The 12,551-nt window shown below is 63.9% G+C and carries 12 protein-coding genes; 7 read left to right on the forward strand and 5 right to left on the reverse strand.

Annotation, left to right across the window (positions count from 1 at the left end):
* Positions 1–100 precede the first annotated feature (100 nt).
* Genes FOC40_RS06985 through FOC40_RS06995 form a run of 3 tightly spaced genes read left to right on the forward strand, consistent with a single transcriptional unit; the run spans position 101 to position 2,686 of the window.
* Positions 101–811: a LytR/AlgR family response regulator transcription factor gene (locus tag FOC40_RS06985; RefSeq protein WP_003795252.1), complete on the forward strand. Its 711-nt coding sequence runs from the start codon at positions 101–103 to the stop codon at positions 809–811.
* Position 812: 1 nt separating this feature from the next.
* Positions 813–2,171 carry an ATP-binding protein gene (locus FOC40_RS06990; protein ID WP_003795250.1) on the forward strand — a complete coding sequence of 453 codons (1,359 nt, stop codon included), beginning with the start codon at positions 813–815 and terminating at the stop codon, positions 2,169–2,171.
* Positions 2,168–2,686 (forward strand): GNAT family N-acetyltransferase, encoded by a 519-nt coding sequence (locus FOC40_RS06995; RefSeq protein WP_003795249.1) that lies wholly within the window; start codon positions 2,168–2,170, stop codon positions 2,684–2,686. Before FOC40_RS06990 ends, FOC40_RS06995 begins: the two co-directional genes overlap by 4 nt.
* A gap of 23 nt (positions 2,687–2,709) precedes the next feature.
* Here the strand turns inward: FOC40_RS06995 and FOC40_RS07000 are convergent, their stop codons facing one another.
* Genes FOC40_RS07000 through FOC40_RS07010 form a run of 3 tightly spaced genes read right to left on the reverse strand, consistent with a single transcriptional unit; the run spans position 2,710 to position 6,867 of the window.
* Positions 2,710–3,720, reverse strand: a complete 1,011-nt coding sequence (locus FOC40_RS07000) for a glycosyltransferase family 2 protein (RefSeq protein WP_003795247.1) — start codon at positions 3,718–3,720, stop codon at positions 2,710–2,712.
* A 31-nt stretch (positions 3,721–3,751) separates the two neighbouring features.
* Positions 3,752–4,363, reverse strand: a complete 612-nt coding sequence (locus FOC40_RS07005) for a hypothetical protein (protein ID WP_003795246.1) — start codon at positions 4,361–4,363, stop codon at positions 3,752–3,754.
* A gap of 44 nt (positions 4,364–4,407) precedes the next feature.
* Positions 4,408–6,867 carry a glycoside hydrolase family 3 protein gene (locus FOC40_RS07010; protein WP_003795243.1) on the reverse strand — a complete coding sequence of 820 codons (2,460 nt, stop codon included), beginning with the start codon at positions 6,865–6,867 and terminating at the stop codon, positions 4,408–4,410.
* A gap of 131 nt (positions 6,868–6,998) precedes the next feature.
* On the opposite strand from FOC40_RS07010, the gene FOC40_RS07015 reads away from it, so the two are divergent.
* The 4 genes from FOC40_RS07015 (at position 6,999) to FOC40_RS07030 (ending at position 9,967) form a co-directional block, all read left to right on the forward strand.
* Positions 6,999–7,898 carry an HAD hydrolase family protein gene (locus tag FOC40_RS07015; RefSeq protein ID WP_003795242.1) on the forward strand — a complete coding sequence of 300 codons (900 nt, stop codon included), beginning with the start codon at positions 6,999–7,001 and terminating at the stop codon, positions 7,896–7,898.
* Between the two features lie 53 nt (positions 7,899–7,951).
* The gene (locus FOC40_RS07020; protein ID WP_003795240.1) at positions 7,952–9,160 is read left to right on the forward strand and encodes an MFS transporter; all 1,209 of its coding nucleotides are present in this window, start codon (positions 7,952–7,954) and stop codon (positions 9,158–9,160) included.
* A 106-nt stretch (positions 9,161–9,266) separates the two neighbouring features.
* Positions 9,267–9,497 (forward strand): glucose PTS transporter subunit EIIB, encoded by a 231-nt coding sequence (locus tag FOC40_RS07025; protein ID WP_003795235.1) that lies wholly within the window; start codon positions 9,267–9,269, stop codon positions 9,495–9,497.
* Entirely contained in the window at positions 9,494–9,967 is a 474-nt protein-coding gene (locus FOC40_RS07030) for a PTS sugar transporter subunit IIA (RefSeq protein WP_003795233.1), read from the forward strand. The genes FOC40_RS07025 and FOC40_RS07030 overlap by 4 nt, the downstream gene beginning before the upstream one ends.
* Positions 9,968–10,040: 73 nt before the next feature.
* Here FOC40_RS07030 and malQ read toward each other — a convergent pair whose 3' ends face one another.
* Together malQ and FOC40_RS07040 are read right to left on the reverse strand one after the other, a co-directional pair.
* The gene (gene malQ / locus FOC40_RS07035; RefSeq protein ID WP_003795231.1) at positions 10,041–12,191 is read right to left on the reverse strand and encodes a 4-alpha-glucanotransferase; all 2,151 of its coding nucleotides are present in this window, start codon (positions 12,189–12,191) and stop codon (positions 10,041–10,043) included.
* Between the two features lie 41 nt (positions 12,192–12,232).
* Positions 12,233–12,517 (reverse strand): PTS transporter subunit EIIB, encoded by a 285-nt coding sequence (locus FOC40_RS07040; RefSeq protein ID WP_003795230.1) that lies wholly within the window; start codon positions 12,515–12,517, stop codon positions 12,233–12,235.
* Positions 12,518–12,551: the final 34 nt, after the last annotated feature.

The following is a 12,551-nucleotide window of genomic DNA, read 5'->3' on the forward strand; positions in this document are numbered from 1 at the left end:
CATGTGATCGACGAGGCCGGGGAGTGGACTCGCGCGAAGGGCGGGGCTGCGCTCACATATCCTTGTTGTCATCTGTGAGTACGTCAGGGAGGGCCGGGTCATGGTGCGCATCGCCGTCGTCGAGGACGAGGCCGTCTCACGCCAGCTTTTGGCCGACTACCTCGCGCGCTACAGCGAGGAATACGATGTCTCCTTCGACGTCACCTATTTCGAGGACGGCGGAGCCATCATCGGTGATTACAAGCCGGTCTACGACATCATCCTCATGGACATCCAGATGACGCACGTGGATGGAATGACCGCGGCGCGCGCGATCCGCGAGGTCGACCGGGAGGTCGTCCTCGTGTTCATCACGTCAGCCGCGCAGTTCGCGATCCACGGCTACCAGGTGGGGGCACTGTCCTACCTGATGAAGCCGCTGCCTTGGTTCGCATTCTCCCAGGAACTGTCGCGGTGTCTCGAGGCCGTCGCCAAGCGGCGCCGTGCCTCGGTTCTCCTTCAGTCTGGCATGTCGACCCACCGCATCGACGTCGCCGACATCGTCTACGTCGAGTCGATCAAGCACCGCCTGGACGTGCACACGGTCTCCGACACCTTCTCGATCACCTCCACCTTGAAGGCCATGGAGGAACAGCTCGCCGGGCACGACTTTTTCCGTTCAAATTCGTGCTACCTTGTCAATCTCGCCCACGTGCGCGGCGTCGCCGACCAGGAGTGCCTGATGACGGGCGGGGACAGCCTGCGTATCTCCCGGCCCCGCAAGAAAGCGTTCATGACGGCTCTGGCAAGCTTCGCGGGCGGGATCCACTGACGTGTTCGAGTCCCTTCCCGACATTCCGCGCCTGTTCACAGCCCTCTCGGAGTGGGGCGCCGCCCTCGTGTACGTCTTCGTCGTCGCGCGCTCGGCGTCGTCCAATGCCCTGAACCCGAACGCTGCTATCCCCCGCTGGCGGCTCGCCGCTGCGGCCGTCGGTGGCCTCGTGGTGCTCGTCGGCGCCCAGGAACTGCTTGGCCGCGCTCCCCTGTCCCTGTGGGTGCCGGGCATGATGACGGCGTACGCGCTCGTGTGGTGCATCATCCGCGTGGGAACTGCTCTGGACTGGCGCTGGGTGACGCATATGAGCGCACGTGCCTTCATCGTGGCCGAGCTCGCAGCTTCCCTCGCCTGGCAGGTCGTCGTCTACTCCCACGCCGACAAGCCCTACTGGCATCCCCTGTCATTCGGCGGTTTTGCAGCGATTTCGGCGACGTGCTTGGCCGTCGTCTACTTCTTCGAACGGCGCGTCTACCGCCAGGGGGCGCTGCCTGTTCTCCGTTACGCGGACCTTGCCTCCGGCGTAGTTATCGGCATTTCAATTTTTGCTCTGTCCAACCTGAGTTTTATATCGACGGCCACCCCGTTCTCTGGAAGGTCCGGCTGGGAGGTCTTCTACATCCGCACCCTCGTGGACCTGGCGGGCTATGCAATCCTGTTCGCGCAATTCGAGCGTATCCAGCAAAGCGCGACCGAGCGCGAACTCGCATCCATCCAGGCCTCCCTCGACGCGCAGCACCACCAGTATCTGGCCGCCAAGGAAGATATGGAGCAGGTTGCGCGTGCCCATCACGACCTCAAGCACCAGGTGGAGGCGATTCGCGCGGAGCTAGACCCCGGACGCGCTGCGGCATCTTTTGCCGAGCTCGAATCTTCGATCGAGCAGATCGGCCAGCAGTACCACAGCGGCAATGCAGTCCTCGACGTCATCCTCACGACGAAGGGCCGTGCGTGCGCTGCAGCCGGCATTAACTTCACGGCGGTCGCTGACGGCGCCCTACTGGGATCCATGTCATCGATGGACATTGCGACCCTGCTGGGTAACGTCCTCGATAACGCGATCGAAGCCTCGCGCCGCGTGCCGGATCCGGATAGACGCCTCATTAAGTTGGCCCTCTTTCAGCGGGGGCAGATGACGGTGATCCGCGTGGAGAACTGGTTCGACGGGCATCTGAACACAGACGCGGGGGGTCGGCTGACGACGATTAAGCAGGACACCGTGCGTCACGGATGGGGTGTAAAATCAATCCAATGGACGGCGCGACAGTACGGCGGTCAGGCGATAACGCAGGTTGAGAACCACTGGTTTGCCCTGACGGTCCTACTGCCCTCAACGACCCCAAAGGAACACGCATGACCATCATCGATACCGCGCGGCTGCGCTTGCGGCCATGGCGCGCCGCCGACGCGCCCGACCTCTACGAGCTTGCGAAGGATCCCCGCATCGGCTTGGCGTGCGGATGGGCACCCCACACCAGCATCGAGGACGCCCACCAGGCTTTGTCCACCGTGTTATCGTCCCCCGAAACCTACGCGGTGACCCAGATCAACGGCGGCGAGCTCGTCGGAGCGATCGGCCTGCGGGTAGATAATCCAGATGTCCCCGGGGTCGCGGACCTGGGTTACTGGATCGGCTCACCGTACTGGGGCCGGGGCTACGCCACAGAGGCAGGTGCAGCGATCGTCGAGCGGGCGAAGGCACTGGGCATGACGATGCTGACTCTTGGCTACTTCGACGGCAATGAGGCCTCACGCAGGGTCGCGGAGAAACTCCATTTTTCATGGATTGAGCGCGACGACGACGTCGAGTTTCCCCTCATCAACAGGCACCACAGCCTGCACCGTATGACGCTACAGCTTGCGTCGCGGTAGCTGAAAGAACCGGCGCAGCGCGCTCAGTTGAAGCCGAGGAGCGCCGCCGCGACCTTGTAGCCGCCGCGCACAAGCGTCGGCGACGCATGGCGCACGAGGCCGGCGAGCAGATCCTGGCGCAGGCGATCCGTGGCCTCGGGGTTGATCTGGTCCATGGTCTCCCAGATCTGTTCCTTGAGCGCCAGGTGCTCGGGCGTGCCCGAGAGCTGAGCCATGACGGAGCAGACGACGGCGTTGATGCGCAGGTAGTGGACCATGTAGCGCCAGAGCTTGTCCTCGACCTCAGCGCGCGGAGGCAGCGCACGGGTCATCGCCTCATTGACACGGGCAAGCTGATCCAGGCGCGTGATCATGACCTTCTCGTTGACGGACTGATCGTCACGGCCGATGAAGTAGTGGTACAGGTCCACGTCCAGGTAGCGGATCGTCGAAATGTAGGGCAGCGGCACGAACGAGTACAGGTAGTCCACGTAGAACGTGTGCTCGGGCATCACCAGACCGGAGGCTCGCACGACCTCCGTGCGCATCGTCAGGGCGTGCATCATGAGGTACTGGTCGTAGCGGCAGCGGCGCAGGTCCGCCCAACCGAAGCTGCGGCCGCGAGGCAGAACGTTACGGTAACGGATGACTGCCTTGACCGACTTTCCCTGCTTGTCGTAGACGTAGTTGGTAACGAGCAGGTCCAGGTCGCGCCCGGCCTCGCGTTCCTCGCGCAGGACGTCGAGAACGGCGTTTGTGGCACGTCGGTCCAGCCAGTCATCGGAGTCGACGACGCGCACGTGCGTGCCGGTGGCGGCGGCGAGGCCGGCGTTGACGGCACCGCCGTGACCCTTGTTTTCCTGGTGGATGACCTTTACGGAGGGGTAGCGAGCGGCCCACTCGTCGGCAATCTCCGTAGTGCGGTCCTTCGATCCGTCGTTGACGATGATCGCCTCGAGTTCGTCGCCGTATCCGACGAGCGTGGTCAGCGCCCGGTCGAGGTAATCCTCGGAGTTGTAGGCGGGCACGATCACCGTCAGCAGCGGCGCGCTCATGGAGTCTCCTCTCGTGAAGTCTGCCAGTAGTTTACTGTGCTGCGCTGACCTGCGCGTCCTCCTGAGAGGGTTCCTGCTTGAAGATCACTTTAAAGATGGGGAAGAACACCCAGAAGGAGATGGCGGCGTTGATGATCATCGTGATGACATCGGCGAAGGTTTCACCGCCCGCGCCCATCGTCGCAATGGCCCACGCGTAGATCGGGTCCTTGTAGAGGACCTGAAGGGCAGCCGCCGCGATCGTGATGACGACGTAGGCCACCGCGTACCAGAAGGCGGCCTTACCCATCGACGAGTTGGACTTGAAGGTGACGTTGCGCTGTGCAAAAAAATTGATGACCTGGGCGATCAGCAGGGTGATCTCGACGGCAAGGAAGTACGCGAGGCCGCCGCCCCCGCCCACCGACATCAAACCGGCCGGGTAGTCAAAGAGGAACACCGTGTGCCCGTGCGAGACGCCGACCGGCAGGAACTGGAAGGCCGTATCGACGAGGCTCGTGTGCGCGAAAACCACCTTGAACGCCGGCATGAGAACCAGCTGCAGCACCGTAATGCCGTTGGAGAGGATGAAGAAGACGATGAACTGCGCGACCGTCGGGTGCATGGATTCGAAATTCTTCCACCACCGGGTAAGAGCCTGCATGTGTATTCCTTTACGTCAGTGTGTTGTACGAGGCCGAGGCCGCGTCATCGGGTCTGGTCGAGTTCGCGCTGGGTGGCCTTATTGGCGCGGGCGTTGGAGATAAAGCCGAGGGCGGCTCGGGTGAGGCCCCACAGGGGGTGTCCGTTCACGGCGAGGAGGATCGCATCCACCATGTCCGAGCTGGCGGCTCCATTGCTCATCTTCGCGATGGCTCGGAAAGGCATGTTGAGGATGAAAAGGATGTTAAGGTCCGGGCTTCCCTTCGCGTCCGCCTTCGCTTTCAGGGCATGAAGCTTGCGTCCGGCGACGCGGGCAAGCCAGGTCTTCGCGCGCGTCATCTCGGACAGCGGGTCGGAGGCAACGAGGTCGTCCGCGGGGTAAGCCGTCGGGATCGTCCGTCCCAGCAGGACGGCGAACTCGCCGTTGGTGATGCCAGTAACGTCGGCGCTCAGGTAATGGCCAAGGGCAGGGTCTATCGGCGAGGGCATGGTTCCTTCGACCTCGACGGTGGCACTCAACGGCGTATCGGAGACATTGCGTCCCACGTGGATCGTCCAGGTTCCTGCCTCGGTTTCCCAGGCTGCGCGCGACGTCTCCCAGTGCCGGAACGTGTAGCAGTCGAAGGGAATCGTCACGCTCACCGATGCTCCGGCGCCAACCTCGACTTTTGCGAAACCCTTGAGCTCGCGTGCAGGACCGAACACACCACCGGGTGCGCTCACGTAGAGCTGGACAACCTCGGCACCGTCACGCGCAGAGGTGTTGGTGACCGTGAGGGTCACCCCCTCCTCGTTCACGGCAAGGTCGGAGTATTCAAAGCTCGAGTACGACAGGCCGTAGCCGAAGGGGAAGGCAACGTCGATGCCCGCGGTCGTGAAGTAGCGGTAGCCGACGAACGGGCCTTCGCGGTAGTACGAGAGCGGGCCGGTCGCCGGGTACCAGGCGGAGGTCGGGTGGTCCTCGTAGGAGAGCGCGTATGTTTCGGCCAGGCGTCCCGACGGATTGACGACGCCCGTCAGGACGTCCAGCATTGCGCAGGCGCCTCCCTGCCCGGTCAGGTAACCGTTCACGAGCGCGGGCACGGACGATACCCACGGCATCTCGACGCTTGCGCCACCGGTCAGAACGACGACGGTGTGCGGATTGGCTGCTACGACAGCCTGGATGAGGCGATCCTGGCCCTCGGGCAGACGCATGTGGGGGCGGTCCAGGCCTTCGGATTCGGCCAGCTCGTCGAGACCGACGTAGACAAGCGCCACGTCGGCGCGCTCGGCGAGGGCCACGGCCTCGGCGATGAGAGCGTCACTCGTACCGCCGTGGCGCTCATACCCGCTCGCATATCCCTCGAGAACGAGGCCTCGTGCGCCCTCTCCCCCGGCTTCAAGCAGTTCGCGCGGAGCCTCCACACGAGTGGGGTTGACCTGGGAGGAACCCGATCCCTGAAAGCGCGGAGTGTCAGCAAGATCGCCGATAAGGGCGACGCTCGTGCCGGCGCTCAAGGGCAGGAGATCCTCCTCGTTACGCAGGAGGGTGATCGCCTCGGAGGCAATGCGCGTAGCCAGCTCGTGGTGCTGCCCGAGGTCATAGGGCCTGGGCGCAGGCAAGCCGGCACTCGCGCTCGCGACGTTGAGGACTTCCTGGGCGCGCGCGTAGACGTCGGCCGCATCCAACTGTCCCGCCTCGACGGCCGCTACGATCTGGCGAGCACCCGCCAGGCCGGGGGCGGGCATCTCAAGGCTTCCGCCGGCGCGCGCGGCCTCGACAGCGCTGTTCGAACCACCCCAGTCGGAGACGACCATGCCATCGAAGCCCCACTCGGTGCGCAAGATGTCGGTCAGCAGGTGCTTGTTTTCGTGCGCGTACGTGCCGTTGACGAGGTTGTAGGAGCTCATGATCGCCCGCGGCTTAGCCTCTCGGCAGACGATCTCGAAGCCGGTCAGGTAAATCTCGCGCATCGTGCGCTCATCCACGATGGAATCCGACGCCATGCGGCGCAGTTCCTGTGAGTTGACGGCGAAGTGCTTGGGGCAGGCTGCGGTACCCGTGGATTGGATTCCTTCGACGAGGCCGGCGGCCATGCGACCGGCCAGGATCGGGTCTTCGGAGAAGTACTCGAAGTTACGCCCGCACAGCGGCGAACGCTTGATGTTAAGGCCGGGACCGAGCAAGACGTCGACACCGAGGCCTCGCGCTTCCAGCCCCAGCGCCTCGCCCATGTCGCGCGCCAGCTCCGGGTTCCACGTGGCCGCGACAGCGGAGGCCGTCGGGAAGCAGGTCGCTTTCTCGGACTCCGCGATTCCCAGGTGATCAGCGTCCCCGAGCTGGCGACGAACACCGTGGGGACCGTCGCTCATCACGAAGGAGGGAACGCCCGCCGCGGGGAGCGGGCGGGAGTCCCAGGCGCTCGAACCCGAGAGAAGCGCCGCGGCTTGCAGGAGGGTGAGGTCGTTGGCGTCCGTCAGTGCTGAATGTTCCATCGTCGTGAACTGCCTTTCGTGCTCCATCGCGGGTATCGTCGATGGTTCCAGTGTGGACCATGGGGTTCCCTTCCAATCGACCGTGCGCATGATTTGTCGTTTGCGCGGCGTGTTCTGCATGCGCAAGGCCTTATTCGCCCTGGGATAAGATAGATCCCATGACTGACACCGAGGTCCCCACGCACGTCGAGAACGAATCCGCGTCTCCCCACGCTGTGTTTGTCGACATCGACGGAACCCTGTGCGATTCTCGCCAGCGGATTCCAGGATCGGCGCTTGAGGCCCTGGCACAGGTCAGGAACCGCGGTCACCTGCTCTTCGCGTGCACGGGGCGCTCCGCGCCCGAGGTCTACACGCGCTTTTGGGACGTCGGCTTCGAGGGGCTCGTCGGCGGAGCCGGAGGGTACGCCTCCGTCGGGGACCGGGTGCTCGTTGACGAGCGCATGCCCCGCGAGCATGTCGGCATGTTGACTGCCCTGTGGCAGGAGCTCGACGCCTTCTACATCTGGCAGGGCCCCGACCAGATGGGACCCAGCGAGGGATACCTCGATTTCTTCGTCCCCCGCGCGGGCAAGCATCCAGAAGACTGGATCGAATACGCCCAGTCGATCACCCCCTTTATCACGGACATCAACAGCGGCGCATTCACCAAGGTCACAGCATATGTCCCGCCCGAGAAAGCATCGATGGAGAGAGTGACAGCAGCCCTACCGGACGGCTACCGCGCAATCATCGGCTCCGTTGGCGCCGCAGGCTACGTCCCCTTCGAGGTCGTTCCGGCGCATCTGTCGAAAGCAGTCGGCATCCGTGCCATCTGCGAGCACGTGGGCATTCCGCTCTCTCATACCGTCGCGCTTGGCGACTCCAACAACGACGTCGAGGCCGTGGCAACGGCAGCGGTCGGCATCAGCATCGGGGACGACTGCGAGGCCCTCGTAGACGTAGCGGATATCGTCGCCCCCTCTGTCTCCGAAGACGGCCTGGCCTGGGCTCTCCGCGCCACCGGCCTAACATCGGATGATCCGAGTGGGGGCCAAGGCCTCGGCGATGCACGGTGAGCGGATCACTGCAGCGCTGGCTGCACCATCCCCTCACCCGTAACTCCGCCTTCATGCACCTGTGGGCAGGGCAAACCGCCGCACAGGTGGGCTTCCAGGTCGGCACGCTGGCCACCTCGGCCATCGCGATCACCGTCCTGCACGCGACCGAAACGCAGATCGGCATACTGTCTGGCCTGCAAACCCTCGCGTTCCTCCTCGTCGGTCTACCGGCGGGTGCGTGGGTCGACGGATGGCGCAAGCGCCGCGTCATGATCGCCGCAAACCTCGCACGCATCGCAGCCCTCGTGTCCATCCCAATCGCCTACGTGTTCTCCTCGCTGGCTCTCACCCACCTCATGGTCGTCGCGGCGCTCCTGGGTCTGTCCACCGTCTTCTTCGACGTCGCCTATCAGTCCTACGTTCCCATGATCGCCTCGAAGCGCTATATCGGGGCAGCCAACGGGCGACTCGAGGCGTCCTATCAGGTAGGACGCGCGGGTGGCCCAGGACTTGGCGGATGGCTTCTCGGTGTTATCGCCCCTCCCCTGGCGTACCTGCTGACGGCGTCCACCTACGTCTGCTCCACATGGGCGATCTGGCGCATCCGCACACCCGAGCCTCGTCCAGCCCACTCCGATGCCCCCCTTCGCTCTCAGATCCTCGAGGGGCTCTCTTTCGTACGCGGGCAACGCCTCCTCTTCCCACTCTTCGCCTGCATCGCGTGCGCCGCATTCGCCGGAGCGGGCGTTCAAGTCCTCCTGCCCATCCTCGTGCTACGCACCCTCGGGATGAGCGCGACACAGCTCGGACTCCTCCTCAGCGCGGGCGCAATTGGTGGGATACTCGGTGCACTCACGCGACCTCTGTGGATCTCACGCCTGGGCATCGGGCGCTGCATCGCCATCACCAATATCGGCGGCGTCGTTATTCTCGCGGTCCAGCCAGCCTCCGTGCACGTTCCCACTGCAGCCGCATGGATCATTGCTGCCGCTGGCGTCATCTCCTCCTACTTCCTGACGATCTACAACGTCACCCAGATGAGCCTGCGCCAGGAAATCTGTCCGCCCGACATGCTCGGTCGCATGAACGCGATCTTTCGCTTCGCGGTCTGGGGCGTCATGCCCCTCGGTTCATTCGTAGCCGGCATCGTTGCCGCCCACACCGGAATCGAGGCTGCGATGTATCTGTTCACCGCACTCGCTGTCGGCGCAGGCATCGCGATGACCTTCACTCCGGCAGCCCGCATCCGAGGTTCAAGCGCCTCCCCGACCATCTCATAATGTGATGCGCTCGGTCGCTGCAAGTGTGCCCATTCGTGCACGGTCGCGATACCATAAGTGTGAGGCAAACCGCAACGGTTTCGGTGACTGAGCCAAGGAGGACACCATGGACACCGCAACGACCCTCGTCGAGGCCCTGGGCGGCTGGGACAACATCTCCAATCTCGAGGCGTGCATTACGCGTATCCGCCTGGACGTAGCCAACACGGACCTCATCGACGAGGCCAAGCTGCGCGAAGCCGGAGCCTTCGATGTCGTCATCGTTGGTGACGCCGTGCAGGTCGTCATGGGCCCCGACTCCGAGGACCTCGTCGAGCAGATGAACGCGAGCCGGTGAGCTTTCTCGTCCGTGCGCCTTTCGCTGCGCACGTCCTGCCCCTCTCCGAGGTACCGGATCCCGTCTTCGCCAGTGGCGTCGTCGGGGATGGCCGCGCGCTCCTGCCGGAAGCCGATTGCACGTGCGTGACCGTTCACTCTCCCATCAACGGAGTGGTCACCAAGCTCAAATCGCACGCGGCAATTATCACCTCCACGCGCGGGCCCTCGATCCTCATTCATCTGGGCATCGACACCGTCGGCCTGCGCGGCCGAGGCTTTGCTCCCCTCGTCGAGGAGGGAGACATCGTCGACGCGGGCGCTCCTCTCATCCACTGGGACCTCGGACCCGTCCGCGCGGCAGGTCTGTCCCCCTGCGTACCGGTCATCGTCGTCAGCCCTCCCGGAGAGCCGGTTTCTCCCGAGTTCGATGAAGCACTGCCCACGGCGGGGATTCTCGATCCGCTGTTTTCTCTTTCCGATGGTGACTGAACACCGACCGTATGCATGAACCCCACGGCCCTTTCGGGTCGCGGGGTTCACTTGTTCAGCGTATCTGAGTCCGTCAGCGGACGGTCCCGCGCAGCAGCGCGAACAGAGAGGTCAGGCGCTCGTCCGTGGGGAGGTCCTCGATCGCGACTTCTTCGCCATCGGAATCGCACAGCGGCACGCACCAGTTCGGGTACAGGTCAGCACCCGTGCCCGGCATGTTCTGCGGGCGCACGTCCCCGACCGCATCCACGAGGGAGGCGACGACCAGCTTCGACGGGGTCTTCGCGACGTAGCGGTACAGAGCCTCAACGGTTTCCCGCTCGCTGGGTTCTGCGCCGTCGATGCAGCCGTACTCATGCAGTCGCGCGGTGACCCGTTCGAGTTCAAGGCGATCGCCCGCGCGAACCGTCTCGATGTCGTCCGTCAGCAGGCCGAGCTCGGAACGCAGCGTCGTCTGAATGCCGCGGATGTAGCCGAGCGTGGGCGGCAAGTCATGGATATTGACGGCTGCTAGAGCACGATCACGGTAGTGCTCGGGACGCAGCGGCCAACCGCCACCCTCCTTTTCGAACCACACAACGGAGGTGCCGAGAACACCTCGGTCGCGCAGGTAATCACGCACCCACGGCTCCACGACGCCCAGATCCTCGCCGATGACGACGGCACCCGCACGCTGGGCCTCCAGCAGGATGACGCCCATCATGGCCTCGTGATCGTAGTACACGTACGTACCTTCGGCGGGAACGCAACCGTCCGGGATCCACCAGAGGCGGAACATACCCAGGATGTGGTCGATGCGCACCGCACCGGCGTTCGCCAGCGCAGCGCGGACCATGTCGCGCAGCGGCAGGTAACCCGACTCCGCGAGGCTACGCGGCGACCACGGCGGCTGCGACCAGTTCTGGCCCTGCTGGGAGTAGACGTCCGGCGGAGCACCCACGCTCATGCCGCTGGCAAAGAGCTCCGGCCGGCTCCACTTTTCGGAACCGTAGCCGTGCACGCCGACTGCCAGATCAGCCATGATGCCGATCTCCATGCCGACCTCGCGCGCCACCTGCTGGGCGTGCCCAAGCTGTTCGGCGACGACCCACTGGCACCACTGGTAGAAGTCAACACGGTCGGCGAGCTCGAGGCGTTCCATCTCGACGCGAGGCGCAGACGAACGAGCAAGGTCGTCAGGCAGCTCGATCGTGCCCTCGCGCTCGACGAGAGCACACCACAGCGCATAGTTCGACAGCTCGGATCCGCCTTCTTCGACGAAATGATCGAACTGGGACTGGCGGTGGTAAGAGCGCGGCACGGCGAAGATGATCTCAAGCGCCTTGCGCTTGGCATCCCACGCACGATCACGGTCGATCAGGTCCTCGCGGCTTGCGAACTGGCGCGTCTCCTCGCGCAGCTGCTCGATGGCCTCGCGCGCGGACTGCGGCAGCGCCGCGTATTCCTCAATGGACTCGGGGCGAACGTAGATCTGGTTGAGCCACCGCCGCGACACCGGCAGGTACGGCGACGTCTCCAGCGGAGAAACAGGCTGGGATGCGTGTACCGGGTTAATCAGCAGGAAATCCGCGCCCTTGTCAGCACAGATAGCCGCCAGGTCAGCAAGATCTGCTGCGTCACCAATGCCCCACGAAGAAGCCGAACGCGTCGAGTACAGCTGCGCGTTAACACCCCACGCACGACGAGAGGACTCCAGGAGCGGCAGCGAGAGCGTGTTGGGAACGATGATCAGGGTTGCAGACTCTACGTGGCCACCCTCAACCGTCGCGATGAGGCGGTGCCAGCCGAGCGGCAGCCAGTGAGGCACGTCAAAGGTCGCACGTCCGACGAGCGCACCATCGATCATGCGCGGAGGAACGTAGCGATCCACCTGATCACACGAGCCCTTCCGACCATCCTCCAGCACCCACTGGACGTTCACCCAGGAGCCGTCCGGTACGTGCACAGGGAACATGTAGCCGCCGCCCTGGCGGGCGACGATCGTCGGCGGAAGGGTGCAGCACCATTCGCGTTCTTCGGTCAGGCGCAGAGCCTCGTGCACATCGCCCACCGTGGAGGATTCGTCGAGAGGCAGCCCGAGAGCACCAAGGACCCTCAGAAGAGTAGACGCGCTGATGTCCACCCAATTCCCGTACCAATCCCAGAATCCGGTGGCTACGCCATTAGCATCGGCGATACGGCGCAGCTCATCGATGTTGTCAGATGCGGGTGCGTAAGTATCCACAAGAAAGCCTTCTACGTTGTGGGCTGATGACACCTTTAATACTAGGCGTGGACGCGCTGCGACAAAGACTCCGAGGGCGTGTCATGGGCCACGCTCTCAAGGGTTGAGATCATCGCAGCAGCCACATCGTCAGACTCAGCTCCACACACGATTTGAACAACGTTGCCGGAACGTACGACAGCCAGTACACCATCTACGCGCAGCGCCGCCTCATCGACATCTCTTTGAGATTTCACCTGGATACGAATTCGCATCGTGCAGGGTTCTACCTCGACGATATTGAGGTGTCCACCCAGCGCGTCGATGAGCGCTTGTTCAATCGCCATCGGAGCCCCTTTCGCGCGGTCAGAAGTTTGCGAT

It is taken from the genome of Schaalia odontolytica (genome assembly GCF_009730335.1).
GTDB lineage: Bacteria > Actinomycetota > Actinomycetes > Actinomycetales > Actinomycetaceae > Pauljensenia > Pauljensenia dentiphila.